This window comes from Pseudomonas sp. B21-017, assembly GCF_024749245.1.
In the GTDB taxonomy this organism is placed as follows: Bacteria; Pseudomonadota; Gammaproteobacteria; order Pseudomonadales; family Pseudomonadaceae; genus Aquipseudomonas.
On sequence record NZ_CP087194.1, the window covers coordinates 1,730,401 to 1,750,636 of the forward strand.

Here is a 20,236-nt window from a genome sequence, read left to right on the forward strand (position 1 = left end):
ATGCTACGGCGGATATGAACACATCACCAGTGTTCGCCTCAGCTTTCTGTGCGCTGTCCCAGCAGGCTATCCACCGACGGTACCCGGGTATCGCTTTCCATCTGCGTCTCGTGCTCGATCTGGTGACTGAACCGCTCCAGCGATCCCGTGGCTGGTTGTGCATCGCTGGCGAATACCGGCGGGCTGAGAATGTAGGCGCCGAGCAAACGGCTGAGAGCGGCAAGGCTGTCGATGTGGGTACGTTCGTAGCCGTGAGTGGCGTCGCAACCGAAGGCCAGCAGGGCGGTGCGAATGTCATGGCCGGCGGTGACGGCCGAGTGAGCATCGCTGAAGTAATAGCGGAACAGGTCCCGACGTGCCGGCAGTTCGTTGTCAGCGGCCAGGCGTAGCAGATGCCGCGACAGATGATAGTCATAAGGCCCGCCGGAATCCTGCATCGCCACGCTCACCGCGTGTTCGCTGGAGTGCTGGCCGGGCGCGACCGGCGCGATGTCGATGCCGACGAATTCGCTGACATCCCAGGGCAGGGCAGCCGCCGCACCGCTGCCGGTTTCCTCGGTGATGGTGAACAGCGGATGGCAGTCGATCATCAACTCTTCGCCGCTGTCGACAATCGCTTTCAGTGCCGCCAGCAGTGCGGCAACGCCGGCCTTGTCGTCGAGGTGACGGGCGCTGATGTGGCCGCTTTCGGTGAACTCCGGCAACGGGTCGAAGGCGACGAAATCGCCGACGCTGATCCCCAGCGAATCGCAATCGGCGCGGGTGGCGCAATAGGCGTCCAGGCGCAATTCGATGTGATCCCAGCTGATCGGCATTTCATCCACGGCGGTGTTGAACGCGTGCCCGGAAGCCATCAGCGGCAACACGCTGCCGCGGATCACGCCGTTGTCGGTGAACAGGCTGACGCGGCTGCCCTCGGCAAAACGGCTGGACCAGCAGCCGACGGGCGCCAGGGTCAGGCGTCCGTTGTCCTTGATCGCGCGAACCGCCGCGCCAATGGTATCCAGGTGAGCGGAGACTGCTCGGTCCGGACTGTTCTTCTTGCCCTTGAGAGTCGCGCGGATGGTGCCGCGACGGGTCATTTCAAAGGGAATGCCCAGCTCTTCGAGGCGCTCGGCCACGTACCGCACGATGGTGTCGGTGAACCCGGTGGGGCTGGGAATGGCGAGCATTTCCAGCAGGACTTTTTGCAGGTAATCGAGATCCGGTTCGGGAATTTTGCTGGTCATGGAAACTCCTGATGGTGTTGGTACAGACAACACATCACTAAGGGACTGCCGGCTGACTATGTGCAAACAACAAATCTACAAACCGCTCGGCCGTCGGCTGCGGTTCATGGTTGGCCAGGCCGGCGCGTTCATTGGCTTCGATAAACACGTACTGCGGCTGGTCGGCGGCCGGTACCATCAGGTCGAGCCCGACCATCGGAATATCCAGCGCTCGCGCCGCGCGCACCGCCGCGTCCACCAAGGCTGGATGCAGAATCGCCGTGACGTCTTCAAGGATGCCGCCGGTATGAAGATTCGCCGTGCGCCGTACGAACAAGTGCTCGCCGGCCGGCAGAATGCTGGCGTAGTCATAACCCGCCGCCTGCAAGGTGCGTTGGGTCTCCTGATCCAGCGGGATTTTGCTTTCGCCGCTGGTTGCCGCCTGACGGCGACGACTCTGGGCTTCGATCAGCGCACCGATGGAATGCTGACCATCGCCCACCACTTCCGCCGGCCGGCGAATGGCAGCCGCGACCACCTCGAAGCCGATCACCAGAATCCGCAAATCGAGGCCTTCGTGAAAACTTTCCAGCAGCACTCGACTGTCGAATGCACGGGCGTTTTCGATGGCTTGCTGGACCTCCTCAATGCTGCGTAAATCCACCGCCACCCCTTGGCCCTGTTCACCGTCCAGCGGTTTGACCACCACACGTTCGTGCTCGTCGAGAAACGCCAGATTGTCGTCCGCGCTTCCCGCCAGTTGTTGGGCGGGCAGTTTGAGGCCGGCGTTTTTCAGCACCTTGTGAGTCAGGCTTTTGTCCTGGCACAAGGTCATGCTGATGGCGCTGGTCAGATCGCTCAGGGATTCGCGGCAACGCACCCGACGACTGCCGTGGATCAAGGTAAACAGACCGGCTTGCGCGTCATCCACCTGCACCTCAATACCGCGCCGATGAGCCTCTTCGACGATGATCCGCGCATACGGATTGAACTCGGCTTCGGGGCCGGGGCCGAGAAACAACGGCTGGTTGATACCGTTCTTGCGCTTGATCGCAAAGGTCGACAAGTTGCGAAAACCGAGCTTGGCGTAAAGACTCTTTGCCTGACGGTTGTTGTGCAGCACCGACAGGTCCAGGTAACTCAGCCCACGGCTCATGAAGTGTTCGATCAAGTGCCGCACCAGCACTTCACCGACGCCTGGGCGGGAACATTGCGGATCCACCGCCAGGCACCACAGGCTGCTGCCGTTTTCCGGATCGTTGAATGCCTTGTGGTGATTGAGGCCCATGACGCTGCCGATAATCGCGCCGCTGTCCTCGTCTTCGGCCAGCCAGTACACCGGGCCGCCCTGGTGATGGGGCGTCAGCAAACCTGCATCGATCGGCAGCATGCCGCGGGCCTGATACAGCTGATTGATCGCCTGCCAGTCCGCCTCGCTTTGCGCCCGACGAATGCGAAAACCGCGAAACACCCGGGTGGCCTGACGGTAATCGCTGAACCACAGGCGCAAAGTATCGGACGGGTCGAGAAACAGTTGCGCCGGTTCCAGCCCCAGCACTTGCTGGGGGGCGGCGACGTACAAGGCGATATCCCGCTCACCGGGCTGCTCATTGAGCAACTCTTGGGCGAGGCTCGCCGCATCGGGAAAGGTATGGCCGATCAACAACCGGCCCCAACCGCAATGCACGGCGATGGGCACGGCGCTCAATGCACTGCCGTCTTCGGCCAGGCGTGCCTGCAAGCGTTCGTAGGAGGGCGCCTGACCGCGCAACAGGCGTTGGCTGTAAGCCGTGGCGTGGGGTTTCATCGATCAGATTCCTTGTTCACTGAGCCACAGGTTCAGGGCCGCCAATTGCCACAGCTTGGAGCCGCGCAACGGGGTCAACTGGCCTTGCGGATCGGTCAGCAGGCGGTCGAGCATGGCGGGGTTGAACAAGCCGCGATCCTGACTCGGATCGAGCAGCAGTTCACGCACCCAGTTCAGTGTGTCGCCCTGCAAATGCTTGAGACCGGGCACCGGGAAGTAACCCTTTTTTCGGTCGATCACTTCGCTTGGAATCACCCGCCGCGCCGCCTCTTTCAGGACTTGCTTGCCGCCATCCGGCAGTTTGAATTTGCCCGGCACCCGCGCTGACAATTCCACCAGGCGATAGTCGAGAAACGGCGTGCGCGCTTCCAGGCCCCAGGCCATGGTCATGTTGTCGACCCGTTTGACGGGGTCGTCCACCAGCATCACGGTGCTGTCCAGGCGTAGGGCTTTGTCCACCGCCGCGTCGGCACCGGGCTGTGCGAAATGTTCCTTCACGAAGTCGCCGGCGGCATCGTTGGCTGTCAGCCATTTCGGCTGCACTGTGGCGGCATAGTCGGCATAGCTGCGGTCGAAAAACGCATCGCGATATGCCGCATACGGATCGCTCGCGCCGTCCACCTGCGGATACCAGTGATACCCGGCGAACAACTCGTCCGCGCCCTGGCCGCTCTGCACCACTTTGCAATGCTTGGCCACTTCCCGGGACAGCAGGTAGAAGGCAATGCAGTCATGGCTGACCATCGGCTCGCTCATGGCGCGGAACGCCGCCGGCAATTGCTCGATGATCTCTTGTTCGTCGATACGCAGTTGATGGTGCCGGGTGCCGTAGTGTTTGGCGATCAAGTCCGAATACTGAAATTCATCACCGCGCTCGCCACCGGCATCCTGGAAACCGATGGAAAAGGTCGACAAGTCTTCTACCCCGACTTCGCGCAACAGCCCGACCAACAGACTCGAATCGACGCCACCGGACAGCAGCACACCGACATCCACCGCCGCCCGTTGACGGATCGCCACCGCTTCACGGGTGCTGTCGAGCACGCGATCGCGCCAGTCTTCGAGGGTCAGATTCAGTTCGTCGGCATGTGGGCCGTAGGGCAGGGTCCACCAGGTTTTCTGCTCGGTGGTGCCGTCGGCTTCGATACGCATCCAGCTCGCCGGGGGCAGTTTTTCGATGCCCGCCAGCAAGGTGCGAGGGGCCGGGACCACCGCGTGGAAGTTCAGGTAATGATTGAGCGCCACCGGATCGAGGATCGGGTTGATGTCGCCGCCCTTAAGCAATGCCGGCAATGCCGAGGCAAAGCGCAGGCGCTGGCCGGTGCGCGACAGGTACAGCGGCTTCACACCGAGACGGTCGCGGGCGATGAACAGACGCTGGGCGTCACGTTCCCAAATGGCGAAGGCGAACATGCCGTTGAGCTTGGGCAACAGCGCTTCACCCCAGGCGTGATAGCCCTTGAGCAGCACTTCGGTGTCGCCACCGGAGTAGAAGGCATAACCGAGGCTTTCCAGCTCGGTGCGCAGTTCCGGGAAGTTGTAGATAGCGCCGTTGAAGGCCAGGGACAGGCCCAGTTGGTTATCGATCATCGGCTGCGCCGAGCCGTCCGACAGGTCCATGATTTTCAGGCGCCGATGGCCCAGGGCAATCGGGCCTTGGCTGTGGAAACCCCACGCATCAGGGCCGCGAGGGGCCAGGTGATGGGTGATTCGTTCAATGGCTGCGAGGTCCGCAGGTTGATGGTCGAAACGTAATTCTCCAGCTAATCCGCACATAAGTCCTTACCGGTTTTTCCGTTGGGGAGGGTCAATCGATACCCGCCAAAAACGGCGGGTACCCGGAAACTGACCCGGCTGAATCCCTGGAGTTTTAGACCGATAAGTTATAAGTCGGTGTATCAGAATTTTCCGCGGATCAACTGGCGCAAGGCAAAACGGTTGGGATGGCAGGCCTCGGCCACGGCTTTGGGCAAGGGCAAAGGCTCGTTCTCAAGCCATCCCGCCAACAGTTCGCCGGACAATGGCGCGGTGATCAAACCGCGAGAACCATGACCGCTGTTGACGTAAAACCCATCAAGCCACGGGCAGGGCACATCGGGCACTTGCCGGGCATCTTTACTCAGCGCGGCATAGGCATCGGCGAAGCTGGCCTGATCGGCCAGTGGTCCGACGATCGGCAGGTAATCGGGACTGGTGCAGCGGAACGCCGCGCGCCCTTCAAGCTGCTGCGGGTCCAGGTCTTGAACATGCAGGCGGGTGACCAGGTCGGTGGAGATTTCTTCGAGCAACGCCAGGTTGCCGAGGTGCTCGGCGACGGTCGGGGCCAGATCGTCACTCTTGAAATCGAAGCTGGCGCCGAGGGTGTGTTCGCCTAGGCGCGCGGGTGCCACATAGCCTTCGGCGCAGACAACGGTCGCCAGGCTCTGGCTTTCAGGGGTTTGCGCCAGTCGGGTGATCTGGCCGCGAATGCGTTTGAGGGGCAGCTCGGCGCTCTGGGGAAAACGCTTGATCTCGGCGGCGCCGGCCAGAATCACCACAGGCGCGCTGGCCAGCAGTGTCTCGCCGTCCCAGGCCTGCCATTGATCCTCCACCTTGCGCAGTTCCAGCACCTCGCGATGGGGCAGCCACTGAATGTTCGTTGAAGACGCCTGCCACTGGCACAACGCAGGAGGATGAACCCAGCCGCCTTCGGGGAAGAACAGGCCGCCGTGCTCCAGTTCGATACCGGCCCGGGCCTGTGCTTGCGGTTGATCGAGCAGGTGTACCAGGTCTGGCGGAAAGGCCGTGGCCAATTGCGCCTGACGTTCGGCTTCCTTGGCATTGAAGGCCAGTTGCAAGACCCCGCAATCGTCCCAGTCGACGCCGCGCTGCAACTGTTCCAGCAGGCGCCGGGTGTAACCAAAACCGCTGACGATCAATTGCGACAGCGCGGTGCCGTGGGCCGAAAGCTTGAGGTACAGCACACCCTGAGGGTTGCCCGAGGCTTCCTGCGCCAGTGCTTCGTGGCGCTCCAACAGGCTCACTTGCCAACCCCGCGCGGCGAGACTGGCGGCGCTGGCGCAACCGGCCAGCCCGGCACCGATCACCAGGGCGCGGCGCTCGCCGGTCGGCGGGGTTGGGCGAGCGAACCAGGGTTTAGTCGCGGCAGGTGGTGCGGTCTCTTCAGGCCAGCCAAGAAAGGTGCCCCGCAGGATCTCCCACTTGTGACCGATGCCCGGCGTGCGTTTCATCTTGAAGCCTGCGGCGTTCAACAGACGGCGTACCCAGCCGGTGCTGGTAAACGTGCTGATGGTAGAGCCGGGTGCCGCCAGACGTGCCAGTTCGGCAAACAGCTCGGCAGTCCACATGTCGGGGTTTTTCGCCGGGGCGAAACCGTCGAGGAACCAGGCGTCGATCTGAGCGTCCAGTTGTGGCAACTGCTCCAGTGCATCGCCAATCAGCAGGGTCAGTGTGACGCGGCCATTGCCCAGCACCAGGCGCTGGAAACCTTGATGAATCGCCACGTATTGCGCCAGCAATTGATCGGCGAACGGCTTGAGATCCGGCCATAACGCCAGGGCCCGTTGCAGATCGGCGGTGCTCAGCGGGTACTTTTCGACACTGACAAAATGCAGCCGCGCACCGGCCACTGCGTGCTGTTCGAACAACTGCCAGGCACAGAGAAAATTCAGTCCGGTGCCGAAACCTGTTTCGCCAATCACCAGACGCCCGCCCGCCGGCAATGCGGCGAAGCGGTCGCGCAAATCGTTTTGCTCCAGAAACACGTAACGGGTTTCTTCAAGGCCCGACTGGTCGGAAAAGTACACATCATCGAACACCCGCGAACGCGGGCGACCTTGGTCGTCCCAGTCGAGCTGGGCGTGGGGCAATACAGGTTTCATGGCAGGCTCGGCAACGGCAAGACCGCCATTCTAGCCGATCGCCACGGTGGTGCTTGATCCGTGGCAAGTGGCACATTTGGGAGGCAGGGAGAATCGTCGCTTTGTGGCGAGGGAGCTTGCTCCCGCTCGGGTGCGAAGCAGCCGCAAGTTGGTTGTCTGTGTACCCCCGGAGTACAAGTTTTTTGGTATCGGGACGGCTTCGCCGTCCAGCGGGAGCAAGCTCCCTCGCCACAGGGTTCGTATCAGTCTCAAAGATGGATTTGTCCTGCGCATGAGACGTCAATCCGCTAGTCTTGCTCAATCCTGGAAGGAGCGTCTCCATGTTCGAATCCGCCGAAATCGGTCATGCCATTGACAAAGAAACCTATGAAGCCGAAGTGCCGGCCCTACGTGAAGCCTTGCTCGAAGCGCAGTTCGAACTTCGGCAGCAACACCGTTTTCCAGTGATCATTTTGATCAACGGCATCGAAGGGGCCGGCAAGGGCGAGACGGTCAAATTGCTCAACGAGTGGATGGACCCGCGCCTGATCGAGGTCCGCACTTTCGACCAGCAGACTGACGAAGAACTGGCTCGGCCACCCGCCTGGCGCTATTGGCGGATGCTCCCGGCCAAGGGGCGCATGGGGATTTTCTTCGGTAACTGGTACAGCCAGATGCTGCAAGGGCGGGTTCATGGTTTGTTCAAGGATCCGCGACTCGATCAAGCCATCAACGGCGCCGAACGGCTGGAGAAGATGTTGTGCGACGAAGGCGCGCTGATCTTCAAGTTCTGGTTTCACCTCTCCAAGAAACAAATGAAAGCGCGGCTCAAGGCGCTGAACGACGATCCGCTGCACAGCTGGCGCATCAGCCCGCTGGACTGGCAACAATCCGCGACCTACGACAAGTTCGTGAAGTACGGCGAACGGGTACTGCGCCGCACCAGTCGCGACTACGCGCCGTGGCACGTGATTGCTGGCCTGGATGCGCGTTATCGCAGCCTGGCGGTCGGCAAGATTCTGCTCGAGGGCCTGCAGAGCGCGCTCAAGAGACCCAGGATTCACCCGCACAAAGTCAGTGCCGCGCCCTTGTCTCCCAGCGTCGATCACGTGAATCTGCTCGACAGCCTGGACCTGACCCTGAACCTGGACAAGGACGATTACGAAGAGCAACTGATTACCGAGCAGGCACGGTTTTCCGGGCTGATGCGCGACAAACGCATGCGTCGTCACGCGTTGATCGCGGTGTTCGAGGGCAACGACGCGGCAGGCAAGGGCGGGGCGATCCGTCGGGTGGCCGCGGCACTCGACCCACGTCAGTACAACATCGTGCCGATCGCCGCGCCTACCGAAGAAGAGCGGGCGCAGCCGTATCTCTGGCGGTTCTGGCGGCATATTCCGGCGCGGGGAAAATTCACTGTGTTCGATCGTTCCTGGTATGGCCGGGTGCTGGTGGAGCGCATCGAGGGTTTTTGCAGCGAGGCGGACTGGTTGCGTGCCTACAGCGAGATCAACGACTTCGAAGAGCAGCTCGACGATGCCGGGGTGATCGTGGTCAAGTTCTGGCTGACCATCGACAAACAGACTCAGATGGAGCGCTTCCAGGAGCGCGAAGAGATCCCCTTCAAGCGTTTCAAGATCACTGAAGACGACTGGCGTAACCGCGACAAGTGGGACGATTACCGCGCTGCGGTCGGCGATATGGTGGACCGCACCAGCACCGAGGTATCGCCCTGGACCCTGGTGGAGGCCAACGACAAGCGCTGGGCGCGGGTCAAGGTATTGCGCACCCTCAATGAGGCGCTGGAAGCAGCATTCGAAAAGTCCGACAAACGGGAGAAGAAACTGCAAAAGCGCAAGCGCTGAGCCGATGGTTACGCATACGCGGGGTGAATGATTGTCGCGGTCAGTCATGAGTGGGGCTTATGCTCGATCCAACTCCCGACTGACAACAACAATGAGGTGTATGCCATGCGTGAAGTGGTGATCGTCGACAGCGTGCGGACCGGCCTGGCCAAATCCTTTCGCGGCAAGTTCAACATGACCCGTCCCGATGACATGGCGGCCCACTGTGTCAACGCGCTGCTCACGCGCAATGACGTCGACCCGGCCAGCGTCGAGGATTGCATCGTCGGCGCCGGTTCCAACGAAGGTGCCCAGGGTTACAACATCGGTCGCAACGTCGCGGTGCTGTCGCACCTGGGCATCGGCACGGGTGGCATGACCCTTAACCGCTTCTGTTCGTCGGGCTTGCAGGCCATCGCGATTGCCGCCAATCAGATCGCTTCCGGTTGCAGCGACATCATCGTCGCCGGCGGTGTCGAGTCGATCAGCCTGACCATGAAAAGCGTCAACACCGATCACCTGATCAACCCGCTGCTGAAAGAGCAGGTGCCAGGTATCTATTTCCCCATGGGCCAGACGGCCGAGATCGTCGCGCGTCGTTACAGCGTCAGCCGCGAGGAGCAGGATCTGTACGCCCTGCAAAGCCAGCAACGTACCGCTCTGGCGCAGGCCGCCGGGTTGTTCAACAATGAAATCGTGCCGATGGCGGTGAAGTATCGCGTTGAAGACAAGGCCACCGGCCAGGTGCAGATCCTCGACGGCATTGTCGATCACGACGACTGCAACCGCCCCGACACCACCCTGCAAAACCTGGCGGGATTGAAACCGGTGTTTGCCGAAGACGGCTCAGTAACGGCCGGCAACTCTTCGCAGCTGTCCGACGGTGCTTCGATGACCCTGGTGATGAGCCTGGAAAAAGCCCTGGCGCTGGGGCTCAAGCCCAAAGCCTTCTTTCGCGGTTTCACCGTGGCCGGGTGCCAGCCGGACGAGATGGGCATCGGCCCGGTGTTCTCGGTGCCGAAGTTGCTCAAGGCCAAGGGGTTGCAGATTGCCGACATTGATTTGTGGGAGCTCAATGAAGCGTTCGCCTCGCAATGCCTGTACAGCCGCGATCGGCTGGAAATCGACAACGACAAATACAACGTCAATGGCGGCTCGATTTCCATCGGCCACCCGTTCGGCATGACCGGCTCGCGTCAGGTCGGGCACATCGTGCGCGAGTTGCAGCGGCGTAACCTGCGTTACGGCATCGTCACCATGTGCGTGGGGGGCGGGATGGGGGCTACGGGGTTGTTTGAGGCGGTGCGGTAATTCCGTGAGGTCGCCTCCGCGGGCAAGCCTCGCTCCTTGTATGTTGCGCTTACACCCCGCGAGAGCAGTTATGCTCGCGGGTGTTGTCATCTCGATGACATGTTCATGCTCAAAGCCTGCATCCGCTCGATATAAGCCTGGATCTCCTTCTCGGCCGTCGCCGGATTATCGAACGGCCCCTCCAGGGTCTGTTCCCGGGTGGTGAAATACAACTCCCCATTGACACGACACAACCGGTCACAGCGAAAGTGTGTGGCGGGGGCGGTGTCATGGGCGCGCATGCCGTACATGGGCGATCTCCTGCAGAGGGCGGTTTCAATGAGCTTATGCATGAACCCTTTGCAACGCCTGGCGAGCTGATCGACGGCATCCCGTCAATGTCATGGTGCGACCCGCACAGTTTCATTCGCGGCCCGAGGGCAACTGTCCCTGTGTCGCGCTTCGGTCTGAGCCTAGAATGAGCATTCTTGCCAATGGGCTTCGGGGGCAGCATGCATATTTCATCGGGTCGCTGGGTGTACGGTTTATTCCTGGCCTTGCTGACCGCGTTGTTGTGGGGAATTCTGCCGATCAAACTCAAGCAAGTGCTGCTGGTGATGGACCCAGTGACAGTGACCTGGTTTCGCCTGATGGTGTCCGGCGGGTGCCTGTTAATATATCTGGCGGCGACCAGACGCTTGCCGAGTCGCAAAGTCCTCGGTCCGCGCGGTGGCTGGTTGGTGTTGATGGCGGTACTCGGACTGGTCGGCAACTACGTGCTGTACCTGATGGGCCTGAACCTGCTCAGCGCCGGCACCGCACAACTGGTGGTGCAGATGGGCCCGATCATGTTGCTGATCGCCAGTCTGTTCGTGTTCAAGGAGCGTTTCAGCGTGGGGCAGGGGATTGGCCTGCTGGTGCTGCTGATCGGCTTTGCACTGTTCTTCAATCAGCGCCTGGGCGAGTTGCTCACCTCCCTGACCGATTACACCGCGGGTGTGCTGATGGTGCTGTTGGCGTCGACGGTCTGGACCTTCTATGCCTTGGGCCAGAAGCAGTTGCTCACGGTGTGGAATTCGTTGCAGGTGATGATGGTGATTTACCTGTTCTGCGCGCTGTTGCTGACGCCGTGGGTGCATCCGCTGGAAGCGCTGCAACTGAGCCCGCTGCAAGGCTGGCTGCTGCTGGCGTGCTGCTTGAACACCCTGATCGCGTATGGCGCCTTCGCCGAAGCCCTGGCCCATTGGGAAGCGTCGCGGGTCAGCGCGACGCTGGCGATCACGCCGCTGGTGACCTTTGCCGCGGTGGCCGTGGCGGCCTGGTTATGGCCTGATTTTGTGCATGCCGAAACGATCAACGGTCTGGGTTATGGCGGGGCAGTGCTGGTGGTGCTCGGGTCGGCGCTGGTGGCGTTGGGGCCATCGTTGATCGCCGGGCTCAGGGCACGGCGGGTGCGGATGGCAGCCAGTTAGACCGCATTATCGTTCATCGCGGGCAAGCCACGCTCCCACAGGTTTTGGGTCGCTCACGGGTGTTGTGATTGACACAAATCCTGTGGGAGCGTGGCTTGCCCGCGATGACTGACTGTCGGGCGCTAGAGAACTCAGCCCTTGGCCCCTGCCTCCAGCATATTCTCCGGCCTCACCCACGCATCGAACTCTTCATTGGTCAGATACCCCAACTTCAACGCCGCCTCACGCAGTGTCAGCCCCTCGCTGTAGGCCTTCTTGGCAATCTCGGCTGATTTGTCGTAGCCGATGTGCGGGTTCAGCGCCGTCACCAGCATCAAGCCTCGTTCCAGATGCTCGGCCATTTTCTCGGCATCCGGTTCCAGGCCGGCGATGCAATGCTGCTGGAAGTTACTGCAGCCGTCGCCCAGCAAGCGGATCGATTGCAGCAGGTTGTGGATGATCACCGGTTTGAACACGTTCAATTGCAGGTGCCCCTGACTGGCGGCAAAACCTATGGCGACGTCGTTACCCAACACCTGACAGGCCAGCATCGACAGGGCTTCGCACTGAGTCGGGTTGACCTTGCCGGGCATGATCGAGCTGCCCGGCTCGTTGGCCGGCAGTTTCACCTCGGCAAAACCGGCTCGTGGTCCGGAGCCCAGCACGCGCAGGTCGTTGGCGATTTTCATCAGGGTCACGGCGAGGGTTTTCAGGGCGCCGGACAGCGTGGTCAGTGGCTCATGACCGGCCAGTGCGGCGAATTTGTTCGGCGCGGTGACGAACGGCAGGCCGGAGAGGGCGGCCAGTTCGGCGGCGATCGCTTCGCCAAAACCGTGGGGTGAGTTCAACCCGGTGCCGACCGCGGTGCCGCCCTGGGCCAGTTCACAGACCGCCGGCAACGCGCTGCGGATTGCCCGCTCGGCGTAATCCAGTTGTGCGATGAACGCCGAGAGTTCCTGACCGAAGGTAATCGGCGTGGCGTCCATCATGTGGGTACGACCGGTCTTGACCAGTTTCATGTGCCGCGCGGACAGCTCCGCCAAGCCGCCGGACAACTCAGCGATCGCCGGCAGCAAATGCTGTTGCACCGCCTGAACCGTCGCGATGTGCATGGCCGTGGGAAAGCAATCGTTGGAACTCTGGGAGCGGTTGACGTGATCGTTGGGGTGCACCGGGCTCTTGCCACCGCGCGGGTTGCCGGCCAGTTCGTTGGCGCGACCGGCGATCACTTCGTTGACGTTCATGTTGCTCTGGGTGCCGCTGCCGGTCTGCCAGACCACCAGCGGGAACTGGTCGTCATGTTGGCCGTCGAGCACTTCGTCGGCCGCTTGTTCGATCAGGCGGGCGATGTCGGCGGGCAGGTCGCCATTACGATCGTTGACGCGTGCCGCGGCTTTCTTGATCAGGGCCAGGGCATGCAACACAGCCAGCGGCATGCGTTCGTTGCCAATGGCGAAATTAATCAGCGAGCGTTGCGTCTGAGCGCCCCAGTAAGCGTCATCCGGGACTTCCACCTGGCCCAGGCTGTCGGTTTCGATACGGCTCATCATGCACACTCCTGTAGGTCTGATAGCGCAGTTTAGGCTGTGATCGCCGGTTGTGGTTCCATCAGTCTGGAATTTGACCGTTCAACCCCTCTAAATCAGTCGCGACAAGGCTTGGGGTTGAGCGACACACTTTTTTAGGCGCAGAATGGGCGCCCTTGGGGTTATACCTCGCCTGCTAGAAAAGGAAACTCGATGACTCGTCTTCGTGCCATCTGTACCGCGGTTGCACTGGTTTGCGCCAGCGGCCAGGTTTTTGCCGATACCGCCAGCCACAACGCCAGTGCCGAAGCTTTCCTGACCCTGGCGCACGCTGACAAACTGGGCACTCCGGTGTACATGCAAGTGCAGCAAATGTTCGCTCAGCGCTTTGAACAGACCAAAGCCCCTGAGTCGAAGAAAGCCGTTCTGGAAACTTATCAGGCCAAGGCCAACGCAGCGCTGGACGCAGCCATTGGCTGGAACAAGCTGAAGCCGGACATGGTCAAGCTCTACACCACCAACTTCAGCGAATCCGAGCTCAAGGATCTGGTGGCGTTCTACCAGTCGCCACTGGGCAAGAAAGTCCTGGAAAAAATGCCGCAGCTGACTCAGCAATCGGCCCAGATGACTCAAGCCAAGCTGGAAAGCGCGGTGCCTGTGGTCAACAAACTGCTGGCTGACATGACTAACGAGCTGGATCCTAAAGCCGGCGCCGCTGCTCCTGCAGCCAAGAAAAAGCCTTAAGCGGAGCCGGGTATGACCATGCAACAACGCATCGAATCGACGCTGGGGCTGCTACAGCCCGAGCACCTGCAAGTGCTGGATGAAAGCCATATGCACAGCCGTGGGTTGCAGACCCACTTCAAGGCGGTGGTGGTCAGCCGGCAGTTCGAAGGGCTCAATCGCGTCAAGCGTCACCAGAAGGTGTACGGCACTTTGGGCGAACTGATGGGCGAGTTCCATGCGTTGGCACTGCATACCTACACGCCGGAGGAATGGGCGCAGATCGATGCGGCTCCGGCCTCGCCGACCTGTGCTGGCGGCAGCAAGCATTAACCCTTGGTTTTTTGCTAGAATCCGCAACGCGCCGCTTACCCGGCGCGTTTTTTTTCGCATCCGGTTCACCCCTTACGAGGGTAGCCACCTGGAGAATTACCCATGACACAACAGATTGTCGTGGCGGCACTGTATAAGTTCGTCACCCTGGAAAATTACGTTGATCTGCGCGAGCCACTGCTGCAAGCGATGATCGACAACGGCATCAAAGGCACGCTGCTGATCGCCGAAGAAGGCATCAACGGTACCGTGTCCGGCAGCCGCGAAGGCATCGACGGGCTGATGGCCTGGCTCAAGAACGACCCGCGCATGGACGACATCGACCACAAAGAGTCGTACTGCGACGAACAGCCGTTCTACCGCACCAAAGTCAAACTCAAGAAAGAAATCGTCACCCTGGGCGTTGAGGGCGTGGACCCGAACAAAAAGGTCGGCACCTATGTGGATCCGCAGAACTGGAACGCACTCATCAGCGATCCGGAAGTGCTGTTGATCGACACCCGTAATGACTACGAAGTCTCGATCGGCACCTTCGAAGGCGCCATCGATCCGAAGACCACCAGTTTTCGCGAATTCCCCGACTACATCAAAGCCAACTTCGACCCGGCCGTGCACAAGAAAGTCGCGATGTTCTGCACCGGTGGCATTCGCTGCGAGAAGGCGTCGAGCTACATGCTCAGCCAGGGTTTCGACGAGGTCTATCACCTCAAGGGCGGCATCCTGAAGTACCTCGAAGAGGTGCCGCAGGAAGAAACCAAATGGCAGGGCGACTGCTTCGTGTTCGATAACCGCGTGACCGTTCGTCACGATCTCAGCGAAGGCGACTACGATCAATGTCATGCCTGTCGTACGCCCGTCAGCGTTGAAGACCGCGCATCCGAGCACTATGTGGCCGGCATCAGTTGCCCGCACTGCTGGGATAAGCTGAGCGAGAAAACCCGTCGCAGTGCCATCGACCGGCAGAAGCAGATCGAACTGGCCAAGGTGCGCAACATGCCGCACCCGATCGGTTACAACTACAAGCAATCCGCTTCCGAGGCTTGAACCATGTCTGCACGCCTGCTCTATGTGATGGATCCGATGTGTTCCTGGTGCTGGGGCTTCGCTCCGGTGGCCAAAGCGCTGGTTGAGCAGGCGCAGGCGGCGGGTGTGGAGTTGCATCTGGTGGTGGGTGGTTTGCGCACCGGCAGTGGCGCGGCGCTGGAGCCGACCACCCGGCGCTATATCCTTGAGCACTGGCAGGCGGTTCACGAGGCCACCGGCCAGCCGTTCAAGTTTGAAGGCGCGTTGCCCGACGGGTTTGTCTACGACACCGAGCCTGCCTGTCGGGCGCTGGTGACTGCGCGCAGCCTGGCGCCGGATTGCGCCTGGACACTGCTCGGGCTGATCCAGCATGCGTTCTATGCTGAAGGTCGCGACGTTACCCGTGCCAGCGTGTTGGTGGAACTGGCGGAGCAGGCCGGTTTGCCACGCATCGAATTTGCCGCAGCCTTCGATCGTGCCGATCAGCACGCTGCGACCGCCGCCGATTTCACTTGGGTCCAGGACCTGGGTATTGCCGGTTTTCCGACCTTGCTGGCAGAGCGCAATGGTCAATTGGCGCTGCTGACCAATGGCTATCAGCCCTTGAGCGAGTTGTCACCGTTGCTCGGCCGCTGGCTGGAGCGCGCTGCCTGTGCATGATCTGCCCGATGATGCAGCAGCTCCCAAACGTGTCGATCGGCTGAGCTGGGCGGAAGTCCGCCGCCTGGCCCTACACCATAAAAAATCCCTGTGGATTGCCAACGGCGTTGCGGTATTGGCAACGCTGTGCAGTGTGCCGATCCCGTTGCTGTTGCCGTTGCTGGTGGATGAAGTGCTGCTGGGGCATGGTGACGTTGCGCTGAAAATCATGAACCACGCGCTGCCCGACGTCTGGCAGAAAGCCGCGGGTTATATCGGCCTGATGCTGCTGGTGACCCTGGCGCTGCGTTGCGCCGCGTTGTTGTTCAACGTGGTGCAGGCGAAATTGTTTGCGGCGCTGGCCAAGGACATCGTGTATCGGATTCGGGTGCGGTTGATCGACCGGCTCAAGCGCATCTCGCTGGGCGAATACGAAAGCCTGGGCAGTGGCACGGTGACCACGCATCTGGTCACCGACCTGGACACGCTGGACAAATTCGTCGGCGAAACCCTCAGTCGTTTCCTCGTGGCGATGCTGACACTGGTGGGCACCGCATCGATCCTGATGTGGATGCACTGGAAACTCGCGCTGCTGATTCTGCTGTTCAACCCGCTGGTGATCTACGCCACGGTGCAGTTGGGCAAGCGGGTCAAACATCTGAAGAAGCTCGAGAACGACAGCACCTCACGCTTCACCCAAGCCTTGACCGAAACCCTGGACGCCATCCAGGAAGTGCGTGCCGGTAATCGTCAGGGTTTTTTCCTCGGACGGTTGGGGCAGCGAGCGCGGGAAGTGCGCGATTACGCGGTGAGCTCGCAGTGGAAAACCGATGCATCGAATCGGGCCAGCGGTTTGCTGTTCCAGTTCGGCATCGATATTTTCCGCGCCGCGGCCATGCTCACCGTGCTGTTTTCCGACCTGTCCATCGGCCAGATGCTGGCGGTGTTCAGCTACCTGTGGTTCATGATCGGTCCGGTGGAACAACTGCTCAATCTGCAGTACGCCTTTTACGCCGCCGGCGGTGCGCTGTCGCGGATCAACGAGTTGCTGGCCCGTGCCGACGAGCCGCAATACACCGGCAGTGTCGATCCGTTCCAAGGGCGCGACACGGTGGGCATCGAAGTGCAGGGGCTGAGTTTCGGCTACGGCGACGAGTTGGTGCTGAATCAAATGAACCTGTCGATTGCCCCCGGTGAAAAAGTCGCGATTGTCGGCGCCAGCGGTGGAGGCAAAAGTACTCTGGTGCAGTTGCTGCTGGGCTTGTACACGCCGCTGGCCGGGACTATCCGTTTCGGTGGTTCGACTCAGCAAGAAATCGGCCTGGAAACCGTGCGCGAAAATGTCGCCGTGGTCCTGCAACATCCCGCCCTGTTCAACGACACCGTGCGCGCCAACCTGACCATGGGCCGCGAACGCAGTGACGAGGCCTGCTGGCAGGCACTGGAAATTGCTCAGTTGCAACACACGGTGCGTGAACTGCCCAATGGCCTGGACAGTATCGTCGGGCGATCCGGCGTGCGTTTATCCGGCGGGCAGCGTCAACGCCTGGCGATTGCCCGAATGGTGTTGGCCGAGCCCAAAGTGGTGATCCTCGACGAAGCCACGTCCGCACTGGACGCGGCCACTGAGTACAACCTGCACCAGGCGCTGGCGCGGTTCTTGAGCCACCGCACCACGTTGATCATTGCGCATCGATTGTCGGCCGTGAAGCAGGCCGATCGGGTGCTGGTGTTCGATGGCGGGCAGGTTGCCGAGGATGGCGACCATCAGCAGTTGATTGCCGATGGTGGTTTGTACGCCAAGCTTTATGGGCATTTGCAGCAAATTCAACGACCTTGAACTTTGTACGGTTTTCTGTACTTAGTGTTTGAGCGGTCCCGAGGAATTCAATTTTGGCGTTTTTTGCGCTCTGTCTGGCCAGACAATCGGATTGCAGTGGTGTGCTCGATGATTCGAAGTGTCGGAAATTAGCCTAGTCTGTGCTGTCAGGTGCGGGATTTATTTGGGTGTTCATCCGGCAATGCTTATGCAAGGGACCTCATGAAGCAAAAACGGACTCTCGGAACGCCGCGGCTGTTGGGCATCGTCTGGCCATTTATCGCCGTTGTGTTGTTTCAGGCATTGTTGGGCGGCGTCAGTCTTTACGTTCTTTCAGCGGTTCGTGGCTACGTCGGCGGTGAGAGCCTGTGGTCCAAGGGCCAGAAAGACGCCATCTATTACCTCAATCTCTACGCCGACAGTCGCGACGAGACGATTTTTCTCAAATACCAGAACGCGATTGCCGTGCCTCAGGGCGGCCATGAGTTGCGTATGGCGCTGGATCATCAGCCACCGAATATCGAGGCCGCGCGCCTCGCGATTCTCAAGGGCGGCAATCACCCGGACGACGTCCCCAGCCTGATTTGGCTGTACCTCAATTTCCGGCATTTCAGTTACCTGGAAAAAGCCATCGAGCTCTGGACGATCGGTGACGCGTACCTGGTGCGGCTCGATGACGTCGCGCGGGAAATGCATCAGGGTATCGTCGATAACCAGGCCACCGATGCCGACATCAAGCGCTGGAAGGTGCAGATTTTGGCCATCAACGATGGTGTGACGCCCCCTGCCAAAGCGTTCAGCGATGCCTTGGGCGAGGGCTCGCGCATGATTCTCCGGCTGCTGCTGGCGACGAACCTCGCCACCGCGCTGGGCCTGATCGTGCTGGCGTTGCTGCGTACCCACAAACTGCTCGAACAGCGGCATGCCTTCGCCGATGCCTTGCAGTTGGAGAAAGACCGGGCGCAGATCACCCTGCAATCGATTGGCGACGGGGTGATCACCACCGACGTCGAGGGCGCGATTGCCTACATGAACCCGGCCGCCGAGGCCTTGACTCACTGGAAGGCCGAACAGGCGACGGGGTTGCCATTGGCGGCGCTGTTCAATCTGCTGGACGAGAACGCTCAGGCCGACGGTTTTACCTTGATCGAACACATTTTGAGCGGCCAGCTCAGCGGCGGCAGCGAACATTCCAAACTGATCCAGCGACTGGATGGCAGCACGGTTTCGGTCACCCTGGTTGGTGCGCCGATCCGTAACGCGGGCAAGGTCAGTGGCACCGTGCTGGTGCTGCATGACATGACCCAGGAGCGGCAGTACATCGCCAATCTGTCCTGGCAGGCGACCCATGACGCCTTGACCGGGCTGACCAACCGCCGCGAATTCGAATATCGCCTGGAACAGGCCCTGCATAGCCTGATGCGACAAGCGGGGCGTCACGCCTTGATGTTCCTCGATCTGGATCAATTCAAACTGGTCAACGACACCTGCGGTCATGCTGCCGGCGATGAGTTGTTGCGGCATATTTGTGCGTTGCTGCAATCAGGATTGCGCGAAGGCGACACCCTGGCCCGATTGGGTGGTGACGAGTTCGGCATTCTGTTGGAAAACTGTGCGCCGGAAGCGGCTGAGAAAATTGCCGAAGTCCTGCGCCAGACTGTGCAGAACCTGCATTTTGTCTGGAAAGGCCGACCGTTCGTGACCACGGTGAGCATTGGTCTGGTGCACGTCACTCAGAGTCCGGCCACCCTCGAGGCCTCGCTGCGAGCCGCTGATATGGCCTGTTACATGGCCAAGGAAAAGGGCCGCAACCGGGTTCAGGTCTATCACGCCGACGATTCGGAGCTGTCCCTGCGCTATGGCGAGATGGCTTGGGTGCAGCGCCTGCACATGGCGTTGGAGGAGGACCGCTTTTGCCTGTACTCCCAGGAAATCGCGCCTCTGGGTCTTGGCGAGCGGGACGGCGGACATATCGAAATCCTGCTGCGCCTGCATGACGAAGCCGGGCGCATGATTCTGCCGGACAGTTTCATTCCGGCCGCCGAGCGTTATGGTTTGATGACGTCGCTTGACCGCTGGGTGGTGGAGAACGTTTTCAAGGTCATTGCCCAGGCCATCGCCCAAGAGGGCGAAGAGCCGCTGGCCATGTGTGCGATAAATCTGTCAGGTATTACTATCGGAGATGAGGCGTTTCTGGACTTCCTTCGTGAACAGTTTGTTGCATATTCAATTCCGCCTGAAATGATTTGTTTTGAAATTACAGAAACCAGCGCGATTTCCAATTTGCCTAGCGCAATTAGATTTATTAATGAACTCAAAGGCTTAGGTTGCCACTTCTCATTAGATGACTTCTGTGCCGGTATGTCCTCATTCGCTTACCTGAAACATTTACCTGTAGACTTCCTGAAGATCGACGGGAGTTTCGTAAAGGATATGCTGGACGACCCGATTAACCGCGCCATGGTCGAAGTGATCAATCACATCGGGCATGTCATGGGTAAGCGCACGATTGCCGAGTTCGTTGAAACACCTCAGATCGAGCAGGCATTGCTGGAGATCGGGGTGGATTACGCTCAAGGGTATCTGATTGAACGCCCGCATCTGTTTACCTGCGACAGTTTACAAAGTCGTCCTGCCAGACCCCGGCCTTTGTTATTCAAGGCGCCCGGCACATTCCGTTGAAAGCTCCTGTCGATCTTGAAATCACAATCAA

15 protein-coding genes are annotated in these 20,236 nt (G+C 60.4%); 9 read left to right on the top strand and 6 right to left on the bottom strand.

The window, feature by feature from the left end:
- Positions 1-38: 38 nt before the first annotated feature.
- From LOY28_RS07695 to mnmC, 4 genes are all read right to left on the bottom strand, one after another.
- The gene (locus tag LOY28_RS07695; protein WP_018929876.1) at positions 39-1,229 is read right to left on the bottom strand and encodes an osmoprotectant NAGGN system M42 family peptidase; all 1,191 of its coding nucleotides are present in this window, start codon (positions 1,227-1,229) and stop codon (positions 39-41) included.
- Positions 1,230-1,266: 37 nt separating this feature from the next.
- Entirely contained in the window at positions 1,267-3,015 is a 1,749-nt protein-coding gene (gene ngg, locus LOY28_RS07700) for an N-acetylglutaminylglutamine synthetase (protein ID WP_138867012.1), read from the bottom strand.
- A gap of 3 nt (positions 3,016-3,018) precedes the next feature.
- The gene (locus LOY28_RS07705; protein WP_111454906.1) at positions 3,019-4,791 is read right to left on the bottom strand and encodes an N-acetylglutaminylglutamine amidotransferase; all 1,773 of its coding nucleotides are present in this window, start codon (positions 4,789-4,791) and stop codon (positions 3,019-3,021) included.
- A 122-nt stretch (positions 4,792-4,913) separates the two neighbouring features.
- On the bottom strand, positions 4,914-6,896 hold the full coding sequence (mnmC, locus tag LOY28_RS07710) for a bifunctional tRNA (5-methylaminomethyl-2-thiouridine)(34)-methyltransferase MnmD/FAD-dependent 5-carboxymethylaminomethyl-2-thiouridine(34) oxidoreductase MnmC (RefSeq protein ID WP_258613302.1): 1,983 nt from the start codon (positions 6,894-6,896) through the stop codon (positions 4,914-4,916).
- A 320-nt stretch (positions 6,897-7,216) separates the two neighbouring features.
- Between mnmC and pap the strand changes: the two genes are divergently transcribed.
- The gene (gene pap / locus LOY28_RS07715; protein WP_028938966.1) at positions 7,217-8,740 is read left to right on the top strand and encodes a polyphosphate:AMP phosphotransferase; all 1,524 of its coding nucleotides are present in this window, start codon (positions 7,217-7,219) and stop codon (positions 8,738-8,740) included.
- 105 nt (positions 8,741-8,845) lie between these two features.
- Positions 8,846-10,030: a thiolase family protein gene (locus LOY28_RS07720; RefSeq protein WP_258613303.1), complete on the top strand. Its 1,185-nt coding sequence runs from the start codon at positions 8,846-8,848 to the stop codon at positions 10,028-10,030.
- A gap of 86 nt (positions 10,031-10,116) precedes the next feature.
- On the opposite strand, the gene LOY28_RS07725 is transcribed toward LOY28_RS07720, so the two are convergent.
- Positions 10,117-10,320, bottom strand: coding sequence for a DUF6316 family protein (locus tag LOY28_RS07725; protein ID WP_258613304.1), 204 nt, complete (start codon positions 10,318-10,320; stop codon positions 10,117-10,119).
- A gap of 201 nt (positions 10,321-10,521) precedes the next feature.
- Between LOY28_RS07725 and LOY28_RS07730 the strand changes: the two genes are divergently transcribed.
- Positions 10,522-11,481 carry a DMT family transporter gene (locus LOY28_RS07730; RefSeq protein ID WP_258613305.1) on the top strand — a complete coding sequence of 320 codons (960 nt, stop codon included), beginning with the start codon at positions 10,522-10,524 and terminating at the stop codon, positions 11,479-11,481.
- A 131-nt stretch (positions 11,482-11,612) separates the two neighbouring features.
- Here the strand turns inward: LOY28_RS07730 and LOY28_RS07735 are convergent, their stop codons facing one another.
- Entirely contained in the window at positions 11,613-13,007 is a 1,395-nt protein-coding gene (locus LOY28_RS07735) for a class II fumarate hydratase (protein ID WP_018929868.1), read from the bottom strand.
- A 192-nt stretch (positions 13,008-13,199) separates the two neighbouring features.
- On the opposite strand from LOY28_RS07735, the gene LOY28_RS07740 reads away from it, so the two are divergent.
- From LOY28_RS07740 to LOY28_RS07765, 6 genes are all read left to right on the top strand, one after another.
- Positions 13,200-13,730, top strand: a complete 531-nt coding sequence (locus LOY28_RS07740; RefSeq protein ID WP_018929867.1) for a DUF2059 domain-containing protein — start codon at positions 13,200-13,202, stop codon at positions 13,728-13,730.
- A gap of 12 nt (positions 13,731-13,742) precedes the next feature.
- On the top strand, positions 13,743-14,042 hold the full coding sequence (locus tag LOY28_RS07745; RefSeq protein WP_007939900.1) for a BolA family transcriptional regulator: 300 nt from the start codon (positions 13,743-13,745) through the stop codon (positions 14,040-14,042).
- Positions 14,043-14,144: 102 nt separating this feature from the next.
- Positions 14,145-15,086, top strand: a complete 942-nt coding sequence (locus tag LOY28_RS07750) for a rhodanese-related sulfurtransferase (protein ID WP_258613306.1) — start codon at positions 14,145-14,147, stop codon at positions 15,084-15,086.
- 36 nt (positions 15,087-15,122) lie between these two features.
- A complete protein-coding gene (locus tag LOY28_RS07755) occupies positions 15,123-15,725 on the top strand; it encodes a DsbA family protein (protein WP_172901241.1) in 603 nt (200 codons plus the stop codon).
- Complete coding sequence (locus LOY28_RS07760) at positions 15,718-17,544, top strand: ABC transporter ATP-binding protein (protein ID WP_258613307.1); 1,827 nt, start codon at positions 15,718-15,720, stop codon at positions 17,542-17,544. Before LOY28_RS07755 ends, LOY28_RS07760 begins: the two co-directional genes overlap by 8 nt.
- Positions 17,545-17,745: 201 nt before the next feature.
- Positions 17,746-20,205, top strand: coding sequence for an EAL domain-containing protein (locus LOY28_RS07765; protein ID WP_018929862.1), 2,460 nt, complete (start codon positions 17,746-17,748; stop codon positions 20,203-20,205).
- Positions 20,206-20,236 lie beyond the last annotated feature (31 nt).